The following is a 25955-nucleotide window of genomic DNA, read 5'->3' on the forward strand; positions in this document are numbered from 1 at the left end:
AAGGCCAATAAATCGTCGGGTCGGCAGAAATAGACCAATGGACGTTTCGACAGCGCGATCCGGACAAAGCGTGATCTGGCCGGCGTCTTCGAGTACGACGAGGCGGACCATCCGAAAAGTGCCACGGCATATTTTTATCTCTGTCGGATCGAGGACGGGCGTGTAGGTCCTGTCGTCGGTGCAATTCACGTTCGATCGGGCGATTGGGCCATTACTGAAGCAGACATTTCGGTCAGATGGGATAAAGATGAACGGTGCGTAGGCCTGTTTATCTTTGGTGCGCTTTGGGCGAGTTTTGATACCGTCACGGGTGCAAGACATGGCGGCGGATATGGAAAGACTTTCAGCCGGACATCCCTTGGACTTGAATTGAATCCATGAAGCAACTGCTGCTGCTGCGTCACGCCAAGTCGAGTTGGGACGATCCCGACCTCATCGACTTCGACCGGCCGCTGTCCGCGCGCGGGCTGAAGGCAGCGCCGCTGGTCGGACGCGAACTGGCCCGGCGCGGCTGGCTGCCGGAGCTGGCGCTGGTATCGCCGGCGCTGCGCACCCGCGACACGTGGCGGCTGCTCTCGGCGGAATTGCCGGCAAAGGTGCAGGCCAAAATTGCCCAGGCGCTCTACGAGGCAGCGGCGGCGGACATCCTCGCCAAGGTGCGACAGGTAAAGGCGGGAACCGGAACGCTGCTGGTGCTTGGCCACAATCCCGGGTTGGAGGAGTTCGCGCGCGGTCTTGCCGGGGCTGGATCGGATGAAGCGGCGCTGAAAAAACTGGCGGATAAATTCCCGACCGCGGCCCTGGCCCGGTTTGACGTCGATGGCGATTGGGCCGGTCTTACCTTCGGCGGCGCCCGGCTGACGCACTGCATCTGGCCAAAGGATCTTCGCTAGGGATTGCCTGGCAGGCCGGGGGATCGCCGACCTTCGGCCAAACCCGCTTCGCACAAACAAGAGCGGCGGGCCAAGCCCGCCGTTCTTTGTGCTCCGGGCCGTGATAATCAGCGGCCCCAGTTGCCTTGGCCGGATTCAGGCGCCACCGACTCGGAAGTCGTCTTGGCACCGGTATGCTCGGAAGCAACCGGCTTGCGGATGGAGCCGGTAAACGTGTTGTCGACGTTGGCAGCAGGAGCGGCCGGCTGGTTGACGTTGTCCGAGCCATAGTGGTCGCTGCCGGCAAAAGCAGTGCCTGTGGCAACAAGGATGGCGGCGGTAAGAGCAATCTTGGTCATTTCGGGTACTCCGGTAGTCTTTGTTCTGTCCGTCAAGTGGCGTGCCTTGGGAGGAATTCGCGTCGCTCGGACCACCCCGAGATGGGTCGGCAAGTCTGTCGTTTCCAATCACGAAAATTTTGTACGGGTGTGCCAAATTGGCAGCTTGAAATTCGACATGCGGCTCCTTCCGCCACACTGTTCTTCTTTATTTTCAATTGGTTACGCGGTCATTGGTGATTTTCTGGGCGAACATTCTGGGAGCCGGCGTTCACCCTTTCCTGTACGCTCCGTCAACAGAACCGAACCGTTCGGTTCGAGTTCTTTTACGTTTGACTGATCAGCGCTTCAGAGCCTCAGTCGACATGTCTGCCGACGGGTCAGTGCGCGCCATGAATATCACGCCGCCAGCTCAGCGCCAGCGGCGTCATGCTTGGGCCGCGCGCTGGCCAGAAGCACCACGGGGCAATTGCAGGCGGCCAAAACAGCGCCGGCGGTTTCGCCGAAGAACAGGTCCCCACCCGGACGTTGGGTGACGCCCATCACGACGATCGCCGCGCCGTTGGCCGCCTCCCGGGTGATGGCCTTGTCGGGTGTGACGCGGGTATGGAACGCTGTGTCGATATGCAGGCCGTAGCGGCCCGCCAAATCGGCGATGTCTTTCAGCACGGCCTCTTCGCGGCTATGCGACACCGATGTCGACCTGCGGCCCTTGGCTGCCTTTTGCGAAACGTAGAGAACTTTGATCCGTGCCCGGTTTGGACGGGCCAGCGCCAGCGCCAAGTCGGCGGCGCGACGCGCCACCTGGGTACCGTTGACGGGGACGAGAATGCTGGTTCCGGCCTTCAGCGTCGGCATCTTTTCGGCAGCATTGCCGCCGTTCAGGACCAGGCAAAGCGGGCCGTCAAATCCTGCGGCAATGTCGTTGAGGGCCGGCGCGAAGGCGCCATCGGCGGTCAGCACATTGTCAAGGCCGACCAGCAACAGACCGTATCCCTTGCGGGCCTCTTCGGCGATCGTCTCACCCGTGGCCTCCAATTCGGTGCGGGCCGTCAGGTGGACTCTGTCGACAAGCGTATCTTCGATCCGTTTCACCGCCTGAGCGCTTTTTTTTGCGCCCTTCTTGATTTCCTGCAGGGCGCGCTCCTGTCCCTTGCTGTCGGTCGGCCTGTCAACTCGGCCGTCTTTCGGCTGAAGCAAGGTGGTGGGCAGGCGAAGCAATGTGGTGGGCATGCCGCTGCCTCCACCGACCAGTCCGGCGAGATAGGCAGTGAACTTGCCGATCCTGCTGTCGTCGACCAACACCAGCAGCCGCTCCAACCTGGAAATGAAGCCGTATTCGTCCAACGCCTCGCGCTCGACACGCTGCTGCTCGTCATGCCCAACCGGCAGCCGGCCGAGCGCCCAGCGCAGCATCGGCGGCATGGCCAAGGTGGTGATCACGGCCATGGTGACGATCATGGTGAAGAGGTTGTGCGATAGGATGTTCATCGACAGGCCGATGCTGGCGACGATCACCTCGGTCGAGCCGCGCGCGTTCATTGCACTGCCGACGGCGATTGCTTCCTTGAACGACATGGCGGCGAGCTTGGCGCCGATGAATGCGCCGCCGAACTTGCCGATGCTGGCGATGACCACAAGTGCGCCCGTCAGCATGGCAAGCGTCGGGTCGGCGAGCACTGTGAGATCGGCGGAAAGCCCCGCCATGCCGAAGAAGATCGGCATGAACAGCGCGGTGATGACGCCGCGCAGCTGGCCTTCGATATGGCTGGAGAGGATAGGCGATTCCCCGACAAGGATGCCGGCGACGAACGCCCCCAGCACCGTATGGACGCCTATCATGTTGGTGATCAGCGCCATGACGCCCATGATGATAAGGATCATGGTGATCACCGCAAACTCACTGCGGAATTGATCGTTGGTCCAGCGGATCAAGGTGAAGACAAGACGACGGCCAATGGTGAAGGAGAACACCATGAACAGTGCCACGGCGGCGATGGTGGTCACCAGCGGTACGAGCTGCAGCCTGCCATTGGTGGCGATGCCGAAGGTTACGGCGATGACCAGCCAGCCGATCGTGTCCTCGATGATCGCCGAGGAGATAATCACCTGTCCGAGGTTGCGGCGCATGAAGTTCATCTCGCGCACCACCATGGCGACGATCTTGACCGACGAGATCGACAGCGCGGTGCCCAGGAACAGCCCGGCAACGGTGCGTTGCGTCGGGTTGGGCAGCAATGCGTCCGGCAGGAACTGCGCCAGCGCGAAACCGCAGATGAAGGGCATCACGACGCCGGTAGCCGAAATGGAAAAACAGGCCGCGCCAACCCGGCGTACCAGCCGCAGGTCCGTCTCCATGCCGGTCAGCAAAAGCAGCATCAGGATGCCGAGCTGCGAGACGGCGTCGATCATGCCCTTTTGCGCGGGATCGGGGGGAAAGATCAGGTGCTGGGCCGACGGCCACAGCCAGCCGAACAGCGAAGGACCGAGCAGGATGCCGCCGATGAGTTGGCCCATGATTGCCGGCTGGCCATAGCGCTGCAACACTTCGCCCAGGCCGCGCCCGACAAGCAGCAGAAGCACGATCTCGGCGACGAAAGCGCCTTCGCCCGAACCACCCATGCCGGAGGCCTTGGTCCCGGCAACAAGCGTCTCCGCTGCCCCGGCCGCGCCTGCGGGGACGAAAGCGCAAACCAGCAGCGCCAGGCTGGAACGTGTCGGAGCCTGCCAAGCCATGAAACCCCCATCGCCCAAGTGCACGTGCCCAACAACGCGCGACAGGGCGTTGCGTTGCTAGACGTGAACGTCACCGAAGGAGAGTTCGCCGTCGTCGCTCTCTGTCAGAAAGGCTGTCACCAGCAGGCCCGCATAGAGGACGGCGACCAGCACGACGATGGCGCCACCAGGAACTGGACCCAGCGCAGCACTGGCGACGGCCTCACGCATCGACCCGACGAAGCCGATGGGGACGCCTTCGGTCAGAAGACTGGGGGTCGACAGTTTGAGGATCCAGGCCAGCAGCAGAATCAGCAGCATGTAGATGTAATTGCGACGCAGGCGGCGCGCCAAAGCCACGCGTTGCGAAATCAGGAATTTTGGAGCGCGCAGGCTCTCGCCGACGATCAATAGCCAATCGGACGCGAAGTCCGGCTGCGGCGAGAATATCTGCCCGAAATAGTGCCGTTCGAACTGGCGCACGCGAGCCCGATAGAAGTCGAAAAAGCGATATCGGCGGGCCTCTATCCACAGCAGCAGCAGGACAAGCAGCATGGCAAACAGCAGCACGCCATGGTGAGCGCTGGCTGTCGAAAGCGAGACGGAAAGCATCGCCGCGACAACGGTTATCGCCCAGTTGCTCGTCCGGTCCAGGCGGTCGCGCCACCCAGCCATGCGCGCAATCTCGGCGCGATGAAAGTGGGACATCGTGGTTACGAGTTCGCCGGACGACAATGTCCTTCCGATGGGATCCGGCGCCGGCAACACTTCCGCCATGACAATGCCTCCACCCGCCACGCGAAAACGGCCGGATGGAGATATCGTTCCGACGCTCAACCCGCTGGGCGCAGCCAGACCTTGTTGTCGTGGAAGGCGGCGCCGCCATAGGGCGCCGGCGCATCGGCGCCGGTGAGCACGTTGATGCCCTCGCCGCGCTCATGGGCGCTGTTCGGCCAGATGCCTTCGGCGACGACCACGCCACGCTTGATGCCGTCGAACAGTTTTGCGTGCAGCACCACTTCGCCACGCTGGTTGCCGACCTCGACACGGCCGCCGTCGGCGACACCAAGTGCCGCCGCATCATCGGGATGCAGGAGCAGCTCCGGCCGGCGCTCTTTTGCCTGCGATACCGGCGTTTCGGCAAAGGTCGAATTGAGGAAATTGCGCGCCGGCGAGGTCGTCAGCCGGAACGGATGCGCCGCGTCGGCGACCTCGATCAGGTCGACATGATCGGGAAATTCCGGCAACTGCTCCACAGGCCCGAACAGGCCCATGCTTTTCGGCGGCCGGTTGGGCGCCGCCTGGCCCGTCCAGTCGGCGCGAAAATGGAATTTCTTGTCGGCATGGCCGAAGCCGTCCAGGAAATGCGCGGCCGCGAAATCCGGCTGCAGGTCGAGCCATTTCTGCTCTTTCAGGCTCGAAAAGCTGCCCAGCTCGCGCTTGCCCAGAATGATATCGATATGCTGTTGCTCGGTCATGCCGAAGCCCGGACGGTCGGCGACACCGAGCCTTTTGCCGAGCTCCTCGATGACGAAATGGTTGGTGCGCGGGCCTTCCGGCGGGTCGATCAGCTTCGGCCCGAGCGTGATGTGCTGGTTGCCGCCACCCTTGTAGACGTCGTCATGCTCGAGGAACATCGTCGCCGGCAGCACGACATCGGCGAGCTTTGCCGTGTCGGTCATGAACTGCTCATGCACACAGGTGAAGAGATCGTCGCGCAGGAAGCCCTGCTTCACCAGCCGCTGCTCGGGCGCGACATTCACCGGATTGGTGTTCTGGATCAGCAGCGCCGTCACCGGCGGACCGCCATAGAGCGCATCCTTGGCGCCGGTCAGCACCGGGCCGATGCGCGAATGGTCGAGATGGCGGATCGAGGGATCGCGCATCCTGGTGCCTTCCAGCAGCTCCTGGTTGAGCTTGAAGATACCGGAATTGGAATGGAAGGCGCCGCCTCCCTCATACTGCCAGCAGCCGGTGACCGCCGCGATCGAGGCCGCGGCATGCATGTTGACCGAACCGTTGCGCTGCCGCGAAAAACCGTAGCCGAGGCGGAAATAGGTCTTCTTCGTCGTGCCGACGAGACGGGCGAAGGCCTCGATTTCGTCGACGGAAAGCCCAGTGATGTCAGCGGCCCATTGCGGCGTCCTTGTCTGAAGATGCGCTTCCAGACAGTGCGGATCGTCGGTGTATTTTTCCAGATAGGCGCGGTCGGCCATGCCGTCACGGAACAGCACATGCATCACCGCACAGGCCAGCGCGCCGTCGGTGCCGGGCTTCAGCACCAGGCCGAGATCGGCCTGCTTCATCGTTGCATTTTCGTAGACGTCGATGACGACGATCTTGGCTGCGCGTTCCTTGCGCGCCTTGATGGCGTGGGTCATGACGTTGACCTGCGTGACCACGGCGTTGGTGCCCCAGATCACCACGCAGTCGGACTTTGCCATTTCGCGCGGGTCGGGTCCGCGCAGCGCGCCGGCGCCCATCATCCAGCCGGTCCAGGCCAGATTGGTGCAGATCGAACCGAAGAAGCCGGAGTATTTTTTGGCGTGCCTGAGCCGCTCGATGCCGTCGCGCTGCACCAGCCCCATCGTGCCGGCATAGTAATAGGGCCAGACCGTCTCCGAGCCGTATTTTGCCTCCGCCGCGATGAATTTTTCAGCGACCAGATCGAGCGCCGCCTCCCAGCTGAATTCCTTCCAGGCGCCGTCGCCCTTGGCGCCGGCACGGACCAGCGGCTTCAGCAGGCGGTCGGGATGATGGACGCGGTCGGCATAGCGGGCGACCTTGGCGCAGATGACGCCGGCCGTGTAGCTGTTGGATTTGGCGCCATGGACACGGCCGATGCGCTTTTCGTCGAGCAGTTCGACCTCGAGAGCGCAGGTCGAAGGGCAATCATGCGGACAGGCCGAATGGCCGATTTTGAGCTTGGCGTGCTGATTCATGGGAGCAAACTAGCCGGTTGTGATAGCGGCGTGTAGGGCCAGATGGGCGGGCCTACATCCCCCTCTGGGCTATTCGTCGGAAAGGCCGATCAAGTCCAAGAATGCATCAAAGTCCGGCGCAATGGGCCAAACGCTTTCGACAAGATCGATATTTGTCATGTCAAACGCAACGAGCGGATAAAGCCCCACTGTGCGTAGATCGAACGCAATCGCCTCGCCGCCCCCGTTGCTGCCGATAACGAAAAAACCCGGAAAGAACTCCTTGAATGTCCCCTGTTGCTCTATTTCGATCACCTCTTCCGCAGCGTGCAAGGCAAGCCATAGCGGCTGGACTGGCAGGGGGCCCTCACCACCGTTGCTGAAAGAGAGAAGGGCAACATAGCTTTCAGGCAGGACCAAAGGCCCCACGTCCCTGAGTTTCTCGATCGCTTCGTCTGACGCTCCATCTTTTTTGCGCCACTCCCGACCTTCAAGCATCTCATTCACCTCCTACCGCGAACCATTTGGGTATCCGGGAACGTACCCGGCCACATGACCGCGACACGCTTGAGCAACGCGTCGTAGGCGCGGCATTTCGGGCATCTCCCCCGCGAGGGGGGAGATTGCGCTCTTCCTACTCCGCCGTGCCTTCCTCGTACTCCGCCGACATCGACAGCCATTTTTCCTCATGGCCGGCCAGCTGTTGCGCAAGTTGTGAGCGCTCCTTGGCCAGCCTTGTCGCGGTCGACGGGTCCTTTTCGTAGACGGCCGGATTGGCGAGTTCGTCCTCGATCAGGTCGATGCGCTTGCGGAGACGGTCCATCAGCGCTTCAGTGGCGCGGATTTCCTTGGCCAGCGGCTCGAAGGCGGCGCGGCGCGCGGCTGCATCGCGACGGCGGTCGGCCTTCGACGCTTTGTCCGCCTCGCGCTTGCCGCGGCGGTCGCCGGAGACGCCGGTGACCAGCGTCTTGTAATCCTCGAGGTCGCCGTCATACGGGTTAACCGCGCCGTCCTTGACCAGCCACAGCCGGTCGGCGGTCGCTTCGAGCAGATGGCGGTCGTGCGAGATCAGGATGACCGCGCCGGGAAAATCGTTCAGCGCGTGGATCAGCGATTCACGACTGTCGATGTCGAGATGGTTGGTCGGCTCGTCGAGAATGAACAGGTTCGGCCCCTCGAACGCCGACAGGCCCATCAGGAGCCGGGCCTTCTCGCCGCCGGACAGATCCTTGGCGGCGGTGTTCATCTTTTCGGTGGTCAGGCCGAACTGGGCGACGCGGCCGCGCACCTTGGATTCCGGCGCATCCGGCATCAGCCGGCGGACATGCTCATAGGCGTTTTCGTCTGGCCTGAGGTCGTCGAGCTGGTGCTGGGCGAAGATTGCTACCTTCAGCCCGGGCGCCACCGTCATGCTGCCGGTCTCCGGCTTCAGCCGGCTGGCCAAAAGCTTGGCGAAAGTCGACTTGCCGTTGCCGTTGGCGCCGAGCAGCGCGATGCGGTCGTCGGCATCGATGCGCAGCGTCATCTTCTTCAGGATCGGCGCACCCTCGGTGTAGCCGACGTTGACGTTGTTCAGCGCAATGATCGGCGAGGCCACCGTCTTCACCGGCTCCGGAAAGGAGAACGGCCGCACCGTGTCGTTCACGATCGCGGCGATCGGCTTCATCTTCTCCAACGCCTTGATGCGCGACTGCGCCTGCCTCGCCTTCGACGCCTTGGCGCGGAAGCGCTCGACGAAGGATTCCATGTGCTTGCGCGCGGCTTCCTGCTTGACGCGACCCTTCTCCTGCAATTCGCGCTGCTCGGTGTATTGGCGCTCGAACTGGTCGTAGCCGCCGCGCCAGAAGGTCAGCTTCTTCTGGTCGAGATGGACGATCGAATTGACGGCGCGGTTGAGCAGGTCGCGATCGTGCGAAATCAGCAGCACGGTGTGCGGGTATTTCGACACGTAGTTTTCCAGCCACAGCGTGCCTTCGAGATCGAGATAATTGGTCGGCTCGTCGAGCAGCAGCAGATCGGGCTCGGCAAACAACACGGCGGCCAGCGCGACGCGCATGCGCCAGCCGCCGGAGAAGGACGAGGCCGGCCGCCGCTGCGCCGCATCGTCGAAGCCGAGGCCGGCGAGAATGGTGGCGGCGCGTGACTCGGCCGAGTGCGCATCGATATCGGCCAGCCGCATGTGGATGTCGGCGATGCGGTGCGGATCGGTCGCCGTCTTTTCCTCTTCGAGCAGCGCACTCCGCTCGAGATCGGCCTTGAGCACGATCTCGATCAGCGGCTCCTCGGTGCCCGGCGCTTCCTGCGCGACCTGGCCGATGCGCGTGTTCTTGGGCAGGCTGATCGAGCCGGTCTCGGAGGCGAGGTCGCCGGTGATCGCCTTGAACAGGGTCGTCTTGCCGGTGCCGTTGCGGCCGACAAGGCCAGCCTTGCTGCCGGCCGGCAAGGTCAGTGAGGCATGGTCGAGAAGCAGGCGTCCGGCCATGCGGAGCGAAAGGTCGTTGATGATCAGCATGGCCGGGCTTTTGCACGGGACAACCATGCTTCGCAAGGGCTTGAGCCCCGGTTCGCCGCATAAGCCGCGAAAACCGGCAAGCAAGTCAGCGGCCGCGCCGCGACTTCCCGCAAAACGCAAAAAGAACCCGCTATCCTGAGGGGGGACAAGGAGAGCGGGCTCTTTCGTGAACGGCGGCCTTGGGAGCGTCCGATCGACATCCAAACACGCAGCAGCTTGGTTTGTTCCATGGGAAGAACGAACAATGTGATGAACAAACGCTGCTGTGGCCGGCAGGTTTGTCCACAGGGGCGTGCCGTCTGTACGCTATCAACCATGACGCTGCGGAAAGACTCGGCTATCCTTGGATGTGCGGCGGGCCTGATCTCCGCCTGGCCGGCGCCATCAGCTTCCTCCCAAGCGGCGCCGGCCACCTTCCTTGACCGGAGCCGACTCCATTTGAGGCAGTCATTGTTTCGGCGGCGTGCCGGGCTGATCGCCGCCGGTCGTCGATTTCGGCACCGGATTCTTGTCGACCTGCGGGTTCTGCTCGACGGTATCGCTAGGGGCCTTGGTCGGCTGGATGTTGTTGTCGCAACCCGCAACAGTCAGAGCTGCCATAAGCAGCAGGATTGAGCGCTTTTTCATCGCAGTCTCCTCTCGCCCGACAACGAGGCGTCGGCGATTTGGTTGCGCGTCCGGTGTCGTTCCCGCATTCGCCGAGGAGCCGGGGAACAAAATGCCGCGTCTCCGGTTGCTGCACAATCAATGGAGGAAGGCATGATCCGTCTGCTCATCGCCGGGGCAATCGTCTATGTTGCCTATCGCGTCGCCAGGAAAGTGATCGACGAGGTGCCCGACGATTTCGATCCGCTGCTGTTGCCGCCGCCACAGGACGATCGCGAGGCGCTGCGGCGGCAATCGGCAAGCATGGGCGTTGAGCCTGAGCGTTAGTCGACAGGCCTGTCCGCAAAGGCTTCTTCGTTCACGAGCCCTATTCCGGCTCCGCAAACTGTTGCGAACAAAGCAGAAACGATGCTTGATGGGCGATGAACCTCGCCGCCCGTGATTCGTCCTTCCAGCCGGCCTATCTGGCGAAGCTCAATACCGAGCAGCGGCTTGCCGTCGAACATGGCGACGGCAAGATCGCCGGACCGTTGCTGGTGATTGCCGGCGCCGGCTCCGGCAAGACCAACACGCTGGCGCACCGGGTCGCGCATCTGATCGTCAGGGGTGCCGACCCGCGCCGCATCCTTTTGATGACATTTTCGCGCCGTGCCGCGGCGGAAATGGCCAAGCGGGTCGAGCGCATCGCCGGCGAGGTGCTGGGGCGCGATGTCTCGGTGATCACCGATGCGCTGAGCTGGGCCGGCACGTTCCACGGCATCGGCGCCAGGCTGCTGCGCGATTATGCGCTGGAGATCGGTCTCGATCCGGCCTTCACCATCCACGATCGCGAGGATTCCGCCGACCTGATGAACCTCGCCCGCCACGAGCTTGGGTTTTCGAAGACCGAAGCCCGCTTCCCGACCAAGGGCACCTGCCTGGCGATCTATTCGCGCGCCGTCAACGCACAGGCGCCGCTCGGCGAGGTGCTGGGTTCGGTGTTCCCGTGGTGCGCCGGCTGGGCCGAACAGCTGAAGCAATTGTTCGCCCGATATGTCGAGGCCAAGCAGGGGCAGAACGTGCTCGATTACGACGACCTGCTGCTCTACTGGGCGCAGATGGCCGGCGAGCCGGAAATCGCCGCGCATCTGGGTGCACGTTTCGACCATGTGCTGGTCGACGAGTACCAGGACACCAACCGGCTGCAGGCCTCGATCCTGACGGCGCTCAAGCCCGACGGATCGGGGCTGACGGTGGTCGGCGACGACGCGCAGTCGATCTATTCGTTCCGCGCCGCGGAAGTGCGCAATATCCTGGATTTTCCCAAGCAGTTCGCGCAGCCGGCCGAGGTCGTCATGCTGGAGCGCAACTACCGCTCGACCGAGACCATCCTGGCGGCGGCCAATGCGGTGATCGGCGAAGCTTCGGAACGTTTCACCAAAAATCTCTGGACCGAGCGCAAATCGGCGGAAAAGCCGAAGCTGGTGAGTGTGCGCGACGAGACCGAGCAGGCGAGCTATGTCTGCCAGGCGATACTCACCGAACGCGAGGCCGGCACCGTTCTCAAAGCACAGGCGGTGCTGTTTCGCGCCTCCCACCATAGCGGCCCGCTGGAGATCGAGCTGACGCGCCGCAACATCCCCTTCGTCAAGTTCGGCGGGCTGAAATTCCTCGATGCCGCCCACGTCAAGGATATGCTGGCCGTGCTGCGCTTTGCCGAAAACCCGCGCGACCGCGTCGCCGGCTTTCGCGTGCTGCAACTTCTGCCGGGCATCGGCCCTTCGGCCGCCAATGCGATCGTCGAGACCATGGCAAATTCGCTTGACGAGGCGATGGGGCTTGCCCGCTATCGGCCGCCGCAGCGTGCCGCCGACGACTGGCCGGGCTTTGTCGCGCTCTATAGCGGCCTGCGTGCCGGCGCGCAAAAATGGCCGGCCGACATCGAACAGGTCAGGCTCTGGTACGAGCCGCATCTGGAACGTATCCACGAGGATGCAACGACGCGCCGGGCCGATCTCCTGCAGCTCGAGCAGATCGCTTCCGGCTATGCGTCGCGCGAGCGCTTCCTCACCGAGCTGACACTCGATCCGCCGGACGCGACCAGCGACGAGGCCGGGCCGCCGCACCGCGACGAGGATTATCTGATCCTGTCGACGATCCATTCGGCCAAGGGCCAGGAGTGGAAGAACGTCTTCGTGCTCAACACCGTCGACGGCTGCATCCCGATCGATCTCGGCGTCGGCAGCAAGGAGGACGTCGACGAGGAGCGGCGGCTGCTCTACGTGGCGATGACGCGGGCCAAGGACAGCCTGCACCTGGTCATGCCGCATCGCTTTTTCGTCCACGGCCAGGCGGCGCGCGGCGACCGCCATGTCTATGCCTCGCGCACGCGCTTCATCCCGCGCTCGATCCTCGGCGCCTTCGAGCAGGTGGCATGGGCCAGCGTCCAGGCCAGAGACGATCCGCGCCGCCAGCCGCAGGTGCGTGTCGACCTCGGCGCCCGCATGCGCGGTATGTGGAAATAGGCACCCGCCTCGACGTCGGCGCTGCTCGCCCGGCGACCGCTCCCGAAGCCGGCGAAAAAAACAATCCCGGCAACATGGAACCTCGCGCCGTGATCCGCGTTTCTGCCCGACCCCCAGACCGGAGAACGGCGTCCGCCGTGACCTCCGCCCATTCGAGAGGCCAGAATGCACGACAGGACGTTTTCCACCCCGGTCGCCCTAACCGTTGGCGCCGGCTACAAGCGTACGATCGCTTCGTTCTCCGAGATGCACGAATTCCTCACCGAGTTCCCGCCTTCCCGCCGGCGGCTGAGCTATGGCGCCGCGGTAAAGGCCTGCGAGGCGGCACGTGCCGGCGATATCTCGGCCGAAGCGGCACGCGACGCCCTGATCACCTTCGCCGTGACGGCAGGCATCCTCTGGCCGGCCGCCCAGCCGGCAGTCTCGGTCAAGCCGGTCGCCCGGGGCCTCGGCGGCTACGCCGCCTGACAGAAACGACCATCAATGGACCGTCATCGGGCCGCCGCCCGGCGGGTCGCCCGCTGCCGCGGTTTCGAAACTGACCTGATTGCGGCCGTTCGATTTGGCCTTGTAAAGGTGCTTGTCCGCCACCACGAACATCTCGGCGTAGGTGGTCGGCCCGCTGAAGGCGACGCCGCCGATGCTGACCGTGAGAGGACAGGGCCGGCCGCCAGGCGTGAACTCCGCCTCACGGACGCGCCGGCGAATTGTCTCCGCCACCAGCCAGGACTGCGAAGGATCTGCGCCGGGAAGGAAAACCGCAAATTCCTCGCCGCCGATCCGGCCGACGATGTCGGCGCCGCGTAGCTGGCCCTGGATTGTCTTGGCGATCAGCTTGAGCGCCTGGTCTCCGCAGTCGTGGCCGAGGCGGTCGTTGACGGATTTGAAATGGTCGGCATCGACGATCAGCAAGGCTCCGGCATTTACGACGGAATGGCCGCGGGCCTGTTCGAGATAGGCCTCGACGAGCATGGAAAATGCACCCCGGTTGAATACCGCCGTCAGGCTGTCGGTCGCCGCGACGACGGCCAGTACCTTCTGCGCGATCGCCAGCTGGCGCATTTTCCACATGAGGAAGAAGAAGAACGAGCTGGCCAGGACAAGCGGCAGCAGCAGGTCTGTGAGCTGCGCCCGCCACAGCGCTTCCGGCGACAAATATGGGAAATTGAAGGAATCGACGAGGAATGCGGCTGCAATGCAGACCGCCGTGCCTGCGACGGTAACCGCCACGACCCTGCCCCAGCTCGTCGGGGACAAATCGATCTGCATGCTTTTGCTCCTGCTTCAGCAGGCTACCTTGAAGCAACAGCGCAAACGAAGTCCTAAGACTTTGCTTTCAATTCGATCGCAGTCGAAGCGAACCAGCCGTCGAGATGGCGGCCAGATAAGAAGATCGGTCCTAAATCAGCTGCCTTCTGATGCTCATCCGCGTCACCGCGGTCACAAGAATGGCGCCGATCATGAAATAGATGGTCGCGACGATGTCGCCCTGGTGGAAATAATAACCGGAGTTGAGAAGCGCCAGGACCACGGCGAAGAACGCCACAAGGCGCAAGGGTTCATTGGGCATGCGTGCCAATTCTCGCTGTTGCTGCTGAATGCTGCTGAAGCGGCCGCCCTCACGACCGTGCGCTCCATAAAATGTTTTGGCGCGTTTTGCAATCTCGGCAGATCGTCCTCTATCCACCGTCCGCTTCACCAGCCGCCCCAGGTTCAGGCGAAGGCCCTGCCCTCCTCGCTGCGCTGGAACATCGTCAGGTCCAGTCCGAGGCTTGGTTTGCCCAGAATGGTCAGGATCGCATGCGCCTGGCCGCGGTGGTGGGTCTGGTGGTTGAAGAAGTGGTCGAGCGCCGGCGCCAGCCGCTGCGAGACGGTGCGCATATCCGAGACGGTCATGTAGGAGAAGCGGCCCGACAGCGCCTTGTCGCTCAGGCCGTCGACCCAGTCGATGATCCGTTTGTCCTCGGCCTCGCGCGCCAGCCGCAAGCCTGGCAAGGCGCGGTGCAGGACCGTGTCGAGCCTTGCCGGCGCGTCGCCCTCACCGGTGAAGCGTTTCATCCAGATACGGTCGGCTGCCAGGAGGTGGTTGAGCGTTCCCATCATTGAACCGAAGAAGACGCCGATATTGCGGTCGAACTCTTCCTCGTCGAGATCGGCGGCGGCATCGTAGATGCGGCCGTTGGCCCATTGATTGTAGGCCGCAAACATCCTGAAATGCTGTTTCATTCTTCTCTCGACCTGCGAGACCCCCTGCGCGGGTCTGTTTCGGCCATAGTTAGACTGCAAGGACGCTGCCGCCAATGACCATTCTGCTCTATGACCTTGTCGGACGCGACGCCGCCCGCCCATTCAGCCCACATTGCTGGAAGGCGGCGATGGCGCTGGCCCACAAAGGGCTCGACATCACCAGCGTGCCGACCCGTTTCCTCGAAGTGCCGAAGGTGGAAGGCGGCGTCTCGAAGCTCGTTCCGGTGATCCGAGACGGCGAGACGGTGGTCGCCGATTCCTTCGCCATCGCGCTCTATCTCGAGGAGGCCTATCCCGAGCGGCCGACATGTTTTCCGGCGACGGCGGCAAGGCGACGGCGCGCTTCATCGAACGCTGGTCGCAGCTGACCATCCATCCCTACGTCACCACCGCGGCGCTACTGGACCTGCATGCCATGCAGGACGAGGCGAATGCCGCCTATTTCCGGCAGAACCGCGAACAGCGCTTCGGCAAGCGCTTGGAGGCGGTTTACGCCACCCGCGACGCCGGGCTCGCCGGCTTCCGCGCCTCGCTGGAGCCGCTCCGCTCGATGCTCGGCTATCAGCCCTTCATTGGCGGCCCGTCGCCGCTATTTGCCGATTACATCGTTCGGCGCGCTGCAATGGGCGCGTATCGCCACGCCCTACCGGCTGCTCGACGACAGCGATGTCGTGGCTCAATGGTTCGAACGATGCCTCGATCTGCATGGCGGCCTCGGCCGCAACGTCGTGGCGGCAGCGATCTCCCGCCTCGAGAGTTGAAATCGGCAGCTTCATCGGCAACGCCACATTTTGTTCTTGCTTTGTGCCGGCAGCTATGCTACTAATTTGGGTATGGTGCTGATTCGTACCGACGACCCGCCCGGCTTGCCGAGGCGGGTTTTGTTTGCCGATCAAGGTTCAACGGCGTAAATGACGGCAACGTCGCCCGGCCTCTAAAGCGCGTCGCGTTTGGCCTGCCTCATGTGACGCGCTTTAGGTTCTTGTTTTGATGCATGTCGTTACCGCAAAACCGCTGCACACCTTTGCGCGACATGCACTTGTTTTGACGCATGTCGTTGCCGCAAAACCGCTGCACACTTTTGCGCGACATGGATTAGAATTCCCGCCCGGCGAAATGCGACAACGCGGGTAGACGACGTGTCGCTTGAGGCGCCGCATCACTGCCCGGATCGAAGCAAACAAGACGAAAATCCGGCGAACCGGGCAACCACAACAAAGGCAGCGCGCCATGACCGCAAACCCAGAGTTCCCGGCCGACTTTCGCGCCGGGCTCGCCAAGCTCTTCCTGTGGCGGCGCGACGTCAGGCGGTTCAAGCCGACGCCGCTCCCGGAAGGGGCGCTGGAGCGGCTGCTCGAGCTTGCCAGCGCCGCGCCGTCCGTCGGGCTGAGCCAACCTTGGCGCTTCGTCATCGTCGAGAGCGAAACATGCCGCGCCGCCGTCAGGGCATGCTTCGAGCGCTGCAACGCGGAGGCACTCGCAAATTTTTGCGGTGAACGCGCCGCGCTCTATGGGCGCCTGAAACTTGCCGGCCTGAACGAGGCGCCCTGCCAGCTTGCGGTTTTCGCCGACCGCGCAACCGAGCAAGGGCATGGGCTTGGCCGCCAGACCATGCCAGCCACCATAGACTATTCCGCTGTCATGGCGGTCCACACGATGTGGCTGGCGGCGCGCGCCGAGGGAATAGGCATGGGCTGGGTCTCGATCCTAGATCCGGCCGAGATAGCGACGATCCTGGACGTGCCGCCGGAGTGGACACTGATCGGTTACTTCTGCATCGGCTACCCCAGCGAGAACCACAGCGTGCCGGAACTGGAACGGGAAGGCTGGGAAACGCGGCGGCCGTCTATCGTGACAAGGCGGTAGTGGAATGGCAGCGCTGCCTTCCTCCTTGCGGGGAAGAATGACTCCTCCCCTGCAGGGCTGTGGATATCATGGATGGTTGGCCGATCGTCAGCATGCCAGCAAGACACCATGGCAAAGCCGGTCGTGAAGGCCTTGACCTGAGGAAGTGCATAGAATGTTTCGCTACGACATGCAGGCCGAGATCTGGGTCTATCCGGGCAAGGGCGGCTGGCATTTCGTGACCCTGCCGCCGGAGCTTGGAGCCCGGATCAAGACGGCGATGGTGGGGATGGCAAGGCCCTGGGGCTCGCTTGGCGTGGAGGCCGTCATCGGCCAGACCAGATGGCGGACATCGCTGTTTCCAGACAAGAAATCCGGCAGCCTGCTCTTGCCGATCAAGACCGCGGTGCGGGTCCGCGTAGGCCTCCGGGCTGGCGACACGGCCAACCTGACGATCGAGATGCAGTTATGACGACGTCGGGTCAGGCTGACGACGACGCGCTATAGGGCGGCCAGTCGATCGGACCCAAGTGGGTACCGGTTGTCGGAAAATCCGATCTCAACAAAAAGATGAGCGGCGGCATGGTTCGACTTGAAAGTCCGCCGCCCCAGCGCAGAAATGCGCGCTGCGCCGGCCTCCCCTTGGCAAGGCGGCGGGCGGCTTGTATAGAGCCCGCCACCCTCAATTCCACTCTCCATCACAAGGACGACCCCATGGCGCTCGAACGCACCTTTTCCATGATCAAGCCGGACGCGACCCGTCGCAATCTCACCGGCGCTATCACCAAGATACTGGAAGATGCCGGCCTGCGCGTCGTCGCTTCGCGCCGGGTGTGGATGAGCCGCCGCGAGGCGGAAGGTTTCTATGCCGTCCACAAGGAACGTCCGTTCTTCGGCGAGCTGGTCGAATCCATGTCGTCGGGCCCGACAGTCGTGCAGGTACTGGAAGGCGAGAACGCCATTGCCAAGAACCGCGAAGTGATGGGCGCCACCAATCCGGCAAGCGCCGCCGAAGGCACTATCCGCAAGCTGCACGCACTGTCGATCGGCGAGAACTCCGTGCACGGTTCCGATGCGCCGGAAACCGCCGCGCAAGAGATCAAATACTGGTTCTCGGATACCGAGATCGTCGGCTAAGCCGGCATTCCGAACCCCATCAAAAAGGCCGGCGCAACGCCGGCTTTTTTCGCTAAAGCGCGTCGCGTTCGATCGGTCTCATGCGATGCACTTCAGGTTCTTGTTTTGATGCATGCCGGTATCGCAAAACCGCTGCACGCTGCTGCGCGATATGCAGTAGCGGACATTTTCAGCTTCAGGCTCCTCGACGGGTCACCGGTGCGTTAAGCTCGGAGGGCGGATCAAACGCCGTCCCGACAATGAGGATTTTGGGGAGCCGACAAGGCCATGACCAGCGCCATTCCCGGCTTCTTCCAGGGCACCGAAATGCCAACCAGCGGCTGGTGGGAAGCGCTGTGGCCCGAGCCCGCCAGCGTCCTGGCGGCAGTAGGCATGAAGCCCGGCACGGACGTGGTCGATCTCTGCTGCGGCGACGGCTGGTTCACGCTGCCAATCGCCAGGGTCGCCCGTCATGTAATCGCTATCGACATCGATGCCGATCTGCTCGAAGTCGCAAGGCGGCGGTTGGCCGAAGGCGGCGCGGGCAATTGCGAGTTTGTGGCGGGCGACGCCTATGAGCTTGCCGGGCTGGTGCCTCAGACCGTCGACTTCGTTTTCATGGCCAACGCTTTCCATGGCGTTCCGGACCGGCCGCGCCTTGCCCGCGCCGTGCGGACGACGCTTGACCCTGCCGGTCGTTTTGCCATCGTCAACTGGCACCAGTATCCGCGCGAGCAAACCACGCTCTTGGGCGAGCCGCGCGGGCCAAAGACCGAGCTGAGGCTGTCACCCAAACAGACCATCGCGGCGGTGGAAGCGAGCGGGTTCAAGCTTGCCGAATTGGTTGATGTGCCGCCCTATCACTATGGCGCGGTATTCAAACAAGCGACAAATTGAGAATGCCGGGCGTATGCGACTTTGTCGCTAGGATGTGTGTCGCCCGCCGCCCCCTAGCGGCGGGTTCTGTCAGTCTATTTCGCCTGGCGTTCCTTCACGTTCGCATGTTCATTCGCCGCCTCGGTGTCGGTGGACGGGGTCTTGGTCTCTTCACCTGAAAACGGGCTGCCCTGCCCCGGTGCGAGATCGCCGCTATGGCCGGCCTTGTTGGTCTGGAACGGTTGGCTGTCCGCTTTGAGACCGTGGTCAAGAGCATTGACAAGATGGTCGTCCGCCTTGGCAAGGCCGGTAAAGGCAAGGAGCGATGCACCGGTGGCGGCAAGGATAAGCGTGTGCGTTTTCATGTCTGGACTCCTTTGAGTTAAGGCCAGAACGAGCCGCAGCCATTCTGGCGGCTTCAACGAAGGGACAAATGTCCCTTTTGCCTTACCCGCCATTTTATGTGGAACTAACGCGCCCTCTGCCCGGCCTCTTCCCGCTGAAACACATCGTGATCGACATGCGGCTGCCGCGCGGGCCAATCGGCGCGGACTAAGCGCTAGCTCGCGGCATTGAAGCGCAGGATGTCGCGGCCATCTCTGTCGGCGATGACAAGCTTGCCGGCGTCGACGTGGTAGGATGCTGCTTTGGCCAGCGCCTCGAACAGCGCCTTTTCCTCGGCCATGACCTGAGGCGCGCAGGCCTTAAAGGTCGAGCCGATGTCGCTGATAGCGATCGTCGAGCCGTTTATCCTGGCGGTGGCGAAATAGACGTTGCAAGGGCCGCTGCCGCCGGCCTTGCCGGCTTCGCTGATGCGGAATGTCGCCCGCGGCTCGGCAATCACGCCGACGCCGTCGATATATTCGACCAGCCAGCTTTGGCCGAACACGGAAGGTGCCGCCGGCTCGTCGCCCGGCGCCGCCATTTTCAGCATGATGGTCTGTGGCGCGTCGCTGAGCGGGTCGAACTGATGGCGCGTATCGGTGACGAATAGCAGCCGGTCATCGACGGTGATGCGCGCCTGCAGCGCGTAGGTCATATCAGGCCGGATCACCCGCGGGTCGAAGCTGATCTCGAACTTGATCGGCACCTGGCCGGCCGGCACCACCTTGCGCTCGCCGATGATTGCTGCCGGCGCGTCGGCCAGCGACACGTCGGCAAGCTGCACGGAAAGCACGGCATTGGGCGGCAGCGCGATGCGCTCGCGATACATCACCTCGCCCTTGAGGGTCTTTTCGGCAGCCACGGAACGATCCGGAACGGCAAGTATGCCAACGGCCAGCGGCACCAGTCCGAAGATGAAGAACTCGGCGATCCTGTCCAGCATGATCCTGCTCCCCTTCCGGCAAAGGGTTTCGCAGGATTGCGGTCAATGAATGGCCGGCGGCGTATGGGCATGGCTGTCCCAGGAATTTATTTGGACGGCGGGGCGCTTCCAGCGGTCCGCCGCCTTGTCGTCGGCCTTCTTGGCCGCTCCGCAAACTCTGTTCAGTCCACGCTCGGCGACTATTTCGGAAAAGCCCATGCCGCAGGATGAGCTCCAGTCGAGCGATCTCGGCCGCCGGTTTGACTATGCCGCGGCATTCACCGCCGGTTTGCTCGATCCTGACCGTGCCCCGCCTGACTCTGTCTCGGGGCCGAACGGAAAGGCTGCGATCAAGCGATATGCCGTCTACCGCAACAACGTCACGGTCAGTCTGATCGATGCGCTGGCCGCCAGCTTTCCAGCGACGCTGCGCATCACCGGCCCGGATTTCTTTCGCGCGATGGCGCGCTTTCACATCCGCGAAACGCCACCCACCTCGCCGCTTCTATTCGAATATGGCCGCGACTTTCCCAATTTCATCGAGCGCTACGAACACGCGCAGTCGATGCCGTGGCTGGCCGACGTGGCGCGCATCGAGCGGGCCTGGCTCGATGCCTATCATGCCGCCGACGCGGAGGCGCTGTCGGCTGAGGCACTGGCGTCGATCCCTCGCGAGAGGCTTGCCGACACCGTGCTGCGGCCGCATCCGGCGACGCGGGTCGCGCGCTCCCGGTTCCCGGCAGTCACGGTCTTCGCGGCAAACCGGAACGACGCTCCTGTTGGGCCGATCCGGGCAACGGGCGCCGAAGATGCGCTGGTCACGCGGCCCGGCCTCGAGGTCTTCGTCCGCCACCTACCACCCGGCGGCGCAGTATTTATCTCGCATCTGGTCGCGGGCGAGTCGCTCGGCGCAGCGGCCGCGGCGGCGTTTGCGGAGAGTGCCGAATTCGAGCTTTCCGCCAACATTGCCGGCGTGCTGGAAGCGGGAGCCTTCACGACGGCACATCAGGAAAGGTGAGCACGATGAGCGATAGGCAGAACGCGAGCACCGAACCGCAAGGGGTGGCCGCTCTCGTCGAAAGGCTGAATGCCGCCCTGCGCACGATCGCGACGCCATCGCTGACGCAGCTTGTCCTGCGCTGCGCCCTCGCTGTCCCGTTCTGGCGGTCCGGCGTCAACAAATGGGACGGTTTTCTACAGTTGAACGATGTCGCAGTGCTGCTTTTCAGCTCGGAACTCAAATTGCATCTGCCGGGCGGTCCTTATGATTTTCCGGCACCTGCGCTCGTGGCGTTCGCTTCAGGGTCAGCGGAGATCGTGTTGCCAGTTCTCCTTGTTATCGGCCTGGCGACGCGACTGGCGGCATTCGGGTTGCTGCTGATGACGCTGGTCATCGAGTTCACCGTGCCGGACGGCTGGCCGCTGCACATTACCTGGGCGGCGATGGCGCTTGGCATCATGGCCTGGGGAACCGGCCGGATTTCGCTCGATCATCTGATCGGCACTGACAAAGGTTGAGGGCTCGCGGAAGCCTGGTCAGTCTCGCTTCCAGCGGCTCGCCGCCTTGTCGTCGGCCTCCTTGGCGTCGACCCAGCCGCCTTCGGAACCGTCGCTATGGTGTTCCTTTTTCCAGAACGGCGCCCGTGATTTCAAATAATCCATCAGGAAATTCGCGGCCTCGAACGCCGCCTGCCGGTGGGCCGAAGCGGACACCACCAGCACGATGTTTTCGCCCGGCGCGATCTTGCCGTGGCGATGGATGACGGTGAGCCCCTGCAGCGGCCAGCGCGCGATTGCCTCGCCGGCGATGCGGGATATCTCGGCTTCGGCCATTCCGGGATAATGTTCGAGCTCGAGCGCGGAGAGCCTGCCTTGCTCATCGCGGCAGAGGCCGGAGAAGGTCACCACAGCGCCGATGTCGTTGCGACCCCTGTTCAGCCTGGCGATCTCGGCGGCGACGTCGAAATCCTCCGCCTGGATGCGCACGACAGGCACCACCGCGGACATGGTTCAGCCACCGGTCATCGGCGGGAACAGCGCGATCTCGCGCGCGCCGGCGATCTTTTCGCGGTGCTCGACATGTTCCTGGTTGATGGCGACGCGGATCACGTCAGGATATTGCAGCGCGTGCTCGTATTCCTCGCCGCGCGATTTCAGCCAGCGCAACAGGTCGGCGACCGTTTCGATGCCGGCCGGCAACTCGACGTCTTCTTCCGGTCTGCCGATCCGCTCGCGCACCCAGGCGAAATAAATGAGCTTCGTCGACATGCTACTCGTCCATGATGTGCTTGAGGCCGGCGCGGAAATAGTCGTAGCCAGTGTAGAGCGTCACCAGGGCGGCGATCCACAGCAGCACCAGCCCGGTCTGGGTGGTCAGCGGAAAGAGCTTGTCGCCGGCCGGGCCCGCAAGCAGGAAGGCGATGGCGATCATCTGGATGGTGGTCTTCCATTTGGCGAGCTGCGTCACCGGCACCGAGACCTTCAAAGCCGCCAGATATTCGCGCAGGCCCGAGACCAGGATCTCGCGGCACAGGATGATGATCGCCGCCCATAGCGACCAGCCGGCGATGCCGGCATGGCGGTCGGTGTCGGCGGCAAGCAGCAGCAGGCAAGTGGCGACCAGCAGCTTGTCGGCGATCGGGTCGAGCATCTTGCCGATGTTGGAGGTCTGCTGCCAGGCGCGCGCCAGATAGCCGTCGAAGTAATCGGTGATCGAGGCGAGCAGGAAAATGATGAGCGCCGACCAGCGGGCGAAGTCGCTCGATTTCAGATGACCCTCCAGGAAAAAGCACAGCACGACCAGCGGCACCGCCAGGATGCGGGCGTAAGTGAGCATGTTGGGCAGGTTGAACGCGCGCTGGGACATGTTTTGGGAACTCTTTCTGCCTGCTTAGTCAAATCAGAAGCGAATGTGGGGGGTCAACAGGCCAGAATCGATTAGCCAGCCGAAATATCGGCAATAAGTCTTAGCTCTCGTGAAAATGATTGTAGACCAATTTCGCCACCTGTTCGGAAATGCCGTCGACCTTGACCAAGTCTTCGACGGCGGCACGGCTGACCGCCTTGGCCGTACCGAAATGCATCAGCAGCGCGCGCTTGCGGCCCGGGCCGATGCCGCTGATCTCGTCGAGCGGGCTCTTGACCATCTCCTTCTTGCGGCGGGCGCGGTGCGAACCGATGGCGAAGCGATGGACCTCGTCGCGCAGTCGCTGGACGAAATAGAGCACCGGATCGCGAACGGGCAGCGAGAATGGGGCCCTGCCCTTTACGAAGAAGCGTTCGCGGCCGGCATCGCGGTCCTGACCCTTGGCGATGCCGATGGCGACAACGCGATCCTCGATGCCGAGATCGGCGAGGATCTTGCGCACCGCCGTCATCTGGCCCTGGCCGCCGTCGATGAGGATGACGTCGGGCCAGGCGGGGAAGCCGCCCGCGTCCTCGATATCGTCGCTCGGTTCGGTAGGGCTCGCCTCGCCCGTGCCCTCGGTTTGCGGGGCATCGCCATGTTCCTTCAACAGCCGCGAGAAGCGCCGCTGCATCACCTCGCGCATCATGCCGAAATCGTCGCCCGGCGTGATCTCGGTCGAGCGGATGTTGAACTTTCGATACTGGTTCTTCACAAACCCTTCCGGCCCGGCGACGACCATGGCGCCGACGGCGTTGGTTCCCATGATGTGCGAGTTGTCATAGACCTCGATGCGCACCGGCGGCTTTTCCAGGCCGAAGGTCTCGGCAAAGCCAGTGAGCAGCCGCGCCTGAGTTGAGGTTTCGGCCAGCCGCCGGCCGAGCGCTTCGCGCGAATTCTGCAGCGCATTGTCGGTCAGGTCCTTTTTCTCGCCGCGCTGCGGCACCGAGATCGACACCTTGCGGCCGGCCCGGGTGGAGAGCGCCTCCGCCAGCAATTCCTGGTCCTCGACGCCATGCGACAACAGGATGGTGCGCGGCGTCGGCTTGTCGTCGTAGAACTGCGCCAGGAACGATCCCAGCACCTCGCCGGCTTCGAGCGCCGGATCGGCCTTGGGAAAATAGGCGCGGTTGCCCCAGTTCTGGCCGGTGCGGAAGAAGAACACCTGGATGCAGACCTGGCCGCCCTCCTGATGGATGGCGAAGACATCGGCCTCGTCGACGGTCTGCGGATTGATGCCTTGATGGCTCTGCACATGCGACAGCGCCGCCAGCCGGTCGCGATAGATGGCGGCGCGTTCGAAATCGAGGTTCTCCGAAGCCTGCTGCATGGCGGCGGAGATCTCCGTCTTCACCTTCTGGCTGCGGCCGGAAAGGAAATCCTTCGCCTCGGCGACAAGCCTTGCATAATCGCCATGCGAGATTTCGCCGGTGCATGGGCCGGCGCAGCGCTTGATCTGGAACAAAAGGCAAGGCCGGGTGCGGTTCTCATAGAAGGAGTCGGTGCAGCTCCTGAGCAGGAAGGCGCGCTGCAGCGAGTTGATGGTACGGCCGACGGCGCCGGCCGAGGCGAAGGGGCCGAAATAGTCTCCCTTGCGTGAGCGCGCGCCGCGATGCTTGTAGATACCGGGCGAGACATGATCGCCGGTCAACAGGATATAGGGGAACGACTTGTCGTCGCGCATCAGCACGTTGAAGCGTGGCCGCAAGCGCTTGATGAGGTTGGCTTCAAGCAGCAGCGCTTCGATCTCGGTGCGGGTGACGACGAACTCCATCGTCGACGTCTCGCGCACCATGCGGCCGATGCGGCTGGTGTGGAACCGGCCTTGCGCGTAGCTGGTGACCCGCTTCTTGAGGCTGCGTGCCTTGCCGACATAGAGCACGTCGCCGGCGGCATTCATCATCCGGTAGACGCCGGGCGCATTGGGCAGCCGCTTGACCAGCGTCTGGATCACCTCGGCGCCGACCATGCCGTCGGCGTCGCCGGCATGCGGGGTCCAGTCGATGGCGGTGAAGGTGACGTCCGGACCGCCGGCCGCAGGCTCGACGACCTCTTCGGCCGCCTCGTCCTCGAGGTCGATTTCGGGCGGCAGGTCGTCGGCGCCACCGCGCGTTTTTTGTTTCTGGTCCATGGGGCTCATTCCGCCATGCCTGTCACATCGGGCGTCTGCCATGCAAGGTGCTGGCCGCCGTCGAGCGCAATCATCTGGCCGGTGACCGAGCGTGCCGCCCACAGATAACGGATGGTGGCACCGAATTCCGGCAATTCCGGGCCGCGTTTCAGGATCAGCCCGGCAATCTGGGCATCGAAATCGCTGTCGTGCTGGCGCGTGTTCTTCAAGGTCGGGCCAGGACCAATAGCGTTGACGCGGATGCGGGGACCCAGCGCCTGCGCCATCATCTCGGTCGACGCCCACAATGTCGACTTCGACAGCGCATAGGAAAAATAACGCGGCGTCGGGCGCCAGACGCGCTGGTCGATCATGTTGACGATCAGCCCCTCACTGTTCTGCGGCAAGGCCCGGGCGAAAGTCTGCGCCAACAGCGCCGGCGCCTTGACATGCACGGCGAAATGGCGATCCCAGGCCGGCCAGTCGAAATCCTCAACACTGTCGTGCTCGAACAGCGAGGCGTTGTTGACCAGCAGCGACACCGGCCCGAGCGCCGCCGCCGCGCGGCCGACAAGGTTGCCGACGGCATCCATGTCGGTCAGGTCGGCAGCAACCACGGCGGCCCGGCCATGTCGACCAAAATGACCACCGTTGATTTCGGCCGCGAGCGCCTCCGCCTCGGCCAGCGAGCGATTGCAGTGAATGGCGACGGCAAAACCATGCCCGGCAAGATCTTCGACGATCGCCCTGCCGATCCGCCTCGCCCCGCCCGTCACCAGTGCCGTCGCGGCGACCTTGCTCATCTGTCAATCCTTAATCCGATGCCGATTCCGACCTGCCGGGATAGCGCCGGCAAATTATGGCCCGCCAAGCGTTAAATCCCATTTCCACCTGGGGCAAGATTGTGGCAAAGTGGCCGGTGGGCGTTCTGGTTCGACCGGAATTCGGGCCAGCCCGTCCGCAATATAGGGCGCTGGAGCCCTTATACCAAGCCGTGTGCAGTGCAGCACGGCGAACCTGCTGACATTCGCTGTTGCGAAGATGCAACGTCAAGGTTCTGCCTCATTCGTGCCAGGGAATGA

At 63.3% G+C, this 25955-nt stretch carries 27 protein-coding genes and 1 pseudogene; 11 read left to right on the forward strand and 17 right to left on the reverse strand.

The window, feature by feature from the left end:
- The first annotated feature begins 377 nt into the window (after positions 1–377).
- Positions 378–893: a SixA phosphatase family protein gene (locus tag NKH80_RS00300; RefSeq protein ID WP_352988939.1), complete on the forward strand. Its 516-nt coding sequence runs from the start codon at positions 378–380 to the stop codon at positions 891–893.
- A gap of 107 nt (positions 894–1000) precedes the next feature.
- On the opposite strand, the gene NKH80_RS00305 is transcribed toward NKH80_RS00300, so the two are convergent.
- The 7 genes from NKH80_RS00305 to NKH80_RS00335 form a co-directional block, all read right to left on the reverse strand.
- Positions 1001–1231, reverse strand: coding sequence for a DUF680 domain-containing protein (locus NKH80_RS00305; RefSeq protein WP_352988941.1), 231 nt, complete (start codon positions 1229–1231; stop codon positions 1001–1003).
- 378 nt (positions 1232–1609) lie between these two features.
- A complete protein-coding gene (locus NKH80_RS00310) occupies positions 1610–3832 on the reverse strand; it encodes a cation:proton antiporter domain-containing protein (protein WP_502900893.1) in 2223 nt (740 codons plus the stop codon).
- 171 nt (positions 3833–4003) lie between these two features.
- Entirely contained in the window at positions 4004–4660 is a 657-nt protein-coding gene (locus NKH80_RS00315) for a DUF2270 domain-containing protein (protein ID WP_502900891.1), read from the reverse strand.
- 98 nt (positions 4661–4758) lie between these two features.
- Positions 4759–6867: a molybdopterin-containing oxidoreductase family protein gene (locus tag NKH80_RS00320; RefSeq protein WP_352988950.1), complete on the reverse strand. Its 2109-nt coding sequence runs from the start codon at positions 6865–6867 to the stop codon at positions 4759–4761.
- A gap of 69 nt (positions 6868–6936) precedes the next feature.
- A complete protein-coding gene (locus NKH80_RS00325) occupies positions 6937–7344 on the reverse strand; it encodes an SMI1/KNR4 family protein (RefSeq protein WP_352594409.1) in 408 nt (135 codons plus the stop codon).
- 136 nt (positions 7345–7480) lie between these two features.
- A complete protein-coding gene (locus NKH80_RS00330; RefSeq protein ID WP_352988953.1) occupies positions 7481–9358 on the reverse strand; it encodes an ABC-F family ATP-binding cassette domain-containing protein in 1878 nt (625 codons plus the stop codon).
- Between the two features lie 447 nt (positions 9359–9805).
- The gene (locus NKH80_RS00335) at positions 9806–9985 is read right to left on the reverse strand and encodes a hypothetical protein (RefSeq protein ID WP_352479267.1); all 180 of its coding nucleotides are present in this window, start codon (positions 9983–9985) and stop codon (positions 9806–9808) included.
- 132 nt (positions 9986–10117) lie between these two features.
- Between NKH80_RS00335 and NKH80_RS00340 the strand changes: the two genes are divergently transcribed.
- From NKH80_RS00340 to NKH80_RS00350, 3 genes are all read left to right on the forward strand, one after another.
- Entirely contained in the window at positions 10118–10291 is a 174-nt protein-coding gene (locus NKH80_RS00340) for a hypothetical protein (RefSeq protein WP_254820276.1), read from the forward strand.
- A gap of 95 nt (positions 10292–10386) precedes the next feature.
- Positions 10387–12468, forward strand: a complete 2082-nt coding sequence (locus tag NKH80_RS00345) for an ATP-dependent helicase (RefSeq protein WP_352988956.1) — start codon at positions 10387–10389, stop codon at positions 12466–12468.
- Between the two features lie 165 nt (positions 12469–12633).
- Positions 12634–12936, forward strand: a complete 303-nt coding sequence (locus NKH80_RS00350; protein ID WP_023677662.1) for a DUF982 domain-containing protein — start codon at positions 12634–12636, stop codon at positions 12934–12936.
- A gap of 12 nt (positions 12937–12948) precedes the next feature.
- Here NKH80_RS00350 and NKH80_RS00355 read toward each other — a convergent pair whose 3' ends face one another.
- The 3 genes from NKH80_RS00355 to NKH80_RS00365 form a co-directional block, all read right to left on the reverse strand.
- Positions 12949–13737 (reverse strand): GGDEF domain-containing protein, encoded by a 789-nt coding sequence (locus tag NKH80_RS00355; protein ID WP_352988959.1) that lies wholly within the window; start codon positions 13735–13737, stop codon positions 12949–12951.
- Between the two features lie 130 nt (positions 13738–13867).
- Positions 13868–14167 carry a hypothetical protein gene (locus NKH80_RS00360; protein WP_156937369.1) on the reverse strand — a complete coding sequence of 100 codons (300 nt, stop codon included), beginning with the start codon at positions 14165–14167 and terminating at the stop codon, positions 13868–13870.
- 14 nt (positions 14168–14181) lie between these two features.
- Positions 14182–14694, reverse strand: coding sequence for a DinB family protein (locus NKH80_RS00365; RefSeq protein ID WP_352747351.1), 513 nt, complete (start codon positions 14692–14694; stop codon positions 14182–14184).
- Between the two features lie 74 nt (positions 14695–14768).
- Between NKH80_RS00365 and NKH80_RS00370 the strand changes: the two are divergent.
- The 5 genes and pseudogenes from NKH80_RS00370 (at position 14769) to NKH80_RS00390 (ending at position 18573) form a co-directional block, all read left to right on the forward strand.
- Positions 14769–15476: pseudogene (locus tag NKH80_RS00370) on the forward strand (glutathione S-transferase family protein).
- Positions 15477–15945: 469 nt separating this feature from the next.
- Positions 15946–16581 carry a 5,6-dimethylbenzimidazole synthase gene (gene bluB, locus NKH80_RS00375; RefSeq protein WP_352988962.1) on the forward strand — a complete coding sequence of 212 codons (636 nt, stop codon included), beginning with the start codon at positions 15946–15948 and terminating at the stop codon, positions 16579–16581.
- A 154-nt stretch (positions 16582–16735) separates the two neighbouring features.
- Complete coding sequence (locus NKH80_RS00380) at positions 16736–17032, forward strand: DUF1905 domain-containing protein (protein ID WP_352988965.1); 297 nt, start codon at positions 16736–16738, stop codon at positions 17030–17032.
- Positions 17033–17274: 242 nt separating this feature from the next.
- Entirely contained in the window at positions 17275–17697 is a 423-nt protein-coding gene (ndk, locus tag NKH80_RS00385; protein ID WP_023677669.1) for a nucleoside-diphosphate kinase, read from the forward strand.
- Positions 17698–17964: 267 nt separating this feature from the next.
- Positions 17965–18573 carry a class I SAM-dependent methyltransferase gene (locus NKH80_RS00390; protein ID WP_352689598.1) on the forward strand — a complete coding sequence of 203 codons (609 nt, stop codon included), beginning with the start codon at positions 17965–17967 and terminating at the stop codon, positions 18571–18573.
- Positions 18574–18647: 74 nt separating this feature from the next.
- On the opposite strand, the gene NKH80_RS00395 is transcribed toward NKH80_RS00390, so the two are convergent.
- Positions 18648–18917 carry a hypothetical protein gene (locus NKH80_RS00395; protein ID WP_254820285.1) on the reverse strand — a complete coding sequence of 90 codons (270 nt, stop codon included), beginning with the start codon at positions 18915–18917 and terminating at the stop codon, positions 18648–18650.
- 194 nt (positions 18918–19111) lie between these two features.
- Positions 19112–19879, reverse strand: coding sequence for a YbaY family lipoprotein (locus NKH80_RS00400; protein WP_352988968.1), 768 nt, complete (start codon positions 19877–19879; stop codon positions 19112–19114).
- 196 nt (positions 19880–20075) lie between these two features.
- Here NKH80_RS00400 and NKH80_RS00405 point away from each other — a divergent pair, with 196 nt between their 5' ends.
- Positions 20076–20876 carry an HvfC/BufC family peptide modification chaperone gene (locus NKH80_RS00405; RefSeq protein WP_352988971.1) on the forward strand — a complete coding sequence of 267 codons (801 nt, stop codon included), beginning with the start codon at positions 20076–20078 and terminating at the stop codon, positions 20874–20876.
- Between the two features lie 5 nt (positions 20877–20881).
- Positions 20882–21376, forward strand: a complete 495-nt coding sequence (locus NKH80_RS00410) for a DoxX family protein (protein ID WP_352988975.1) — start codon at positions 20882–20884, stop codon at positions 21374–21376.
- A gap of 18 nt (positions 21377–21394) precedes the next feature.
- Here NKH80_RS00410 and NKH80_RS00415 read toward each other — a convergent pair whose 3' ends face one another.
- The 5 genes from NKH80_RS00415 to NKH80_RS00435 all read right to left on the reverse strand — a co-directional run bounded on the left by NKH80_RS00415 (position 21395) and on the right by NKH80_RS00435 (position 25676).
- The gene (locus tag NKH80_RS00415; RefSeq protein WP_352988978.1) at positions 21395–21865 is read right to left on the reverse strand and encodes a molybdenum cofactor biosynthesis protein MoaE; all 471 of its coding nucleotides are present in this window, start codon (positions 21863–21865) and stop codon (positions 21395–21397) included.
- A gap of 3 nt (positions 21866–21868) precedes the next feature.
- Positions 21869–22126, reverse strand: a complete 258-nt coding sequence (gene moaD / locus NKH80_RS00420; RefSeq protein ID WP_352507910.1) for a molybdopterin converting factor subunit 1 — start codon at positions 22124–22126, stop codon at positions 21869–21871.
- Between the two features lies 1 nt (position 22127).
- A complete protein-coding gene (gene pgsA, locus NKH80_RS00425; RefSeq protein WP_254820290.1) occupies positions 22128–22724 on the reverse strand; it encodes a CDP-diacylglycerol--glycerol-3-phosphate 3-phosphatidyltransferase in 597 nt (198 codons plus the stop codon).
- A 100-nt stretch (positions 22725–22824) separates the two neighbouring features.
- On the reverse strand, positions 22825–24903 hold the full coding sequence (gene uvrC, locus NKH80_RS00430) for an excinuclease ABC subunit UvrC (RefSeq protein ID WP_352988981.1): 2079 nt from the start codon (positions 24901–24903) through the stop codon (positions 22825–22827).
- Positions 24900–25676 (reverse strand): SDR family oxidoreductase, encoded by a 777-nt coding sequence (locus NKH80_RS00435; protein WP_352507912.1) that lies wholly within the window; start codon positions 25674–25676, stop codon positions 24900–24902. The genes uvrC and NKH80_RS00435 overlap by 4 nt, the downstream gene beginning before the upstream one ends.
- Between the last annotated feature and the right edge of the window lie 279 nt (positions 25677–25955).

Source organism: Mesorhizobium sp. M0904 (assembly GCF_040319475.1).
Lineage (GTDB): Bacteria > Pseudomonadota > Alphaproteobacteria > Rhizobiales > Rhizobiaceae > Mesorhizobium.

Bases quoted from the DNA above. Each gene is read 5' to 3' on its own strand.
- NKH80_RS00300 (WP_352988939.1), top strand. From the start codon at position 378: ATGAAGCAACTGCTGCTGCTGCGTCACGCCAAGTCGAGTTGGGACGAT.
- NKH80_RS00305 (WP_352988941.1), bottom strand. From the start codon at position 1,231: ATGACCAAGATTGCTCTTACCGCCGCCATCCTTGTTGCCACAGGCACT.
- NKH80_RS00310 (WP_502900893.1), bottom strand. From the start codon at position 3,832: ATGGGTGGTTCGGGCGAAGGCGCTTTCGTCGCCGAGATCGTGCTTCTG.
- NKH80_RS00320 (WP_352988950.1), bottom strand. From the start codon at position 6,867: ATGAATCAGCACGCCAAGCTCAAAATCGGCCATTCGGCCTGTCCGCAT.
- NKH80_RS00325 (WP_352594409.1), bottom strand. From the start codon at position 7,344: ATGCTTGAAGGTCGGGAGTGGCGCAAAAAAGATGGAGCGTCAGACGAA.
- NKH80_RS00330 (WP_352988953.1), bottom strand. From the start codon at position 9,358: ATGCTGATCATCAACGACCTTTCGCTCCGCATGGCCGGACGCCTGCTT.
- NKH80_RS00335 (WP_352479267.1), bottom strand. From the start codon at position 9,985: ATGAAAAAGCGCTCAATCCTGCTGCTTATGGCAGCTCTGACTGTTGCG.
- NKH80_RS00340 (WP_254820276.1), top strand. From the start codon at position 10,118: ATGATCCGTCTGCTCATCGCCGGGGCAATCGTCTATGTTGCCTATCGC.
- NKH80_RS00345 (WP_352988956.1), top strand. From the start codon at position 10,387: ATGAACCTCGCCGCCCGTGATTCGTCCTTCCAGCCGGCCTATCTGGCG.
- NKH80_RS00350 (WP_023677662.1), top strand. From the start codon at position 12,634: ATGCACGACAGGACGTTTTCCACCCCGGTCGCCCTAACCGTTGGCGCC.
- NKH80_RS00355 (WP_352988959.1), bottom strand. From the start codon at position 13,737: ATGCAGATCGATTTGTCCCCGACGAGCTGGGGCAGGGTCGTGGCGGTT.
- NKH80_RS00365 (WP_352747351.1), bottom strand. From the start codon at position 14,694: ATGAAACAGCATTTCAGGATGTTTGCGGCCTACAATCAATGGGCCAAC.
- bluB (WP_352988962.1), top strand. From the start codon at position 15,946: ATGACCGCAAACCCAGAGTTCCCGGCCGACTTTCGCGCCGGGCTCGCC.
- NKH80_RS00380 (WP_352988965.1), top strand. From the start codon at position 16,736: ATGTTTCGCTACGACATGCAGGCCGAGATCTGGGTCTATCCGGGCAAG.
- ndk (WP_023677669.1), top strand. From the start codon at position 17,275: ATGGCGCTCGAACGCACCTTTTCCATGATCAAGCCGGACGCGACCCGT.
- NKH80_RS00390 (WP_352689598.1), top strand. From the start codon at position 17,965: ATGACCAGCGCCATTCCCGGCTTCTTCCAGGGCACCGAAATGCCAACC.
- NKH80_RS00395 (WP_254820285.1), bottom strand. From the start codon at position 18,917: ATGAAAACGCACACGCTTATCCTTGCCGCCACCGGTGCATCGCTCCTT.
- NKH80_RS00400 (WP_352988968.1), bottom strand. From the start codon at position 19,879: ATGCTGGACAGGATCGCCGAGTTCTTCATCTTCGGACTGGTGCCGCTG.
- NKH80_RS00405 (WP_352988971.1), top strand. From the start codon at position 20,076: ATGCCGCAGGATGAGCTCCAGTCGAGCGATCTCGGCCGCCGGTTTGAC.
- NKH80_RS00410 (WP_352988975.1), top strand. From the start codon at position 20,882: ATGAGCGATAGGCAGAACGCGAGCACCGAACCGCAAGGGGTGGCCGCT.
- NKH80_RS00415 (WP_352988978.1), bottom strand. From the start codon at position 21,865: ATGTCCGCGGTGGTGCCTGTCGTGCGCATCCAGGCGGAGGATTTCGAC.
- moaD (WP_352507910.1), bottom strand. From the start codon at position 22,126: ATGTCGACGAAGCTCATTTATTTCGCCTGGGTGCGCGAGCGGATCGGC.
- pgsA (WP_254820290.1), bottom strand. From the start codon at position 22,724: ATGTCCCAGCGCGCGTTCAACCTGCCCAACATGCTCACTTACGCCCGC.
- uvrC (WP_352988981.1), bottom strand. From the start codon at position 24,903: ATGAGCCCCATGGACCAGAAACAAAAAACGCGCGGTGGCGCCGACGAC.
- NKH80_RS00435 (WP_352507912.1), bottom strand. From the start codon at position 25,676: ATGAGCAAGGTCGCCGCGACGGCACTGGTGACGGGCGGGGCGAGGCGG.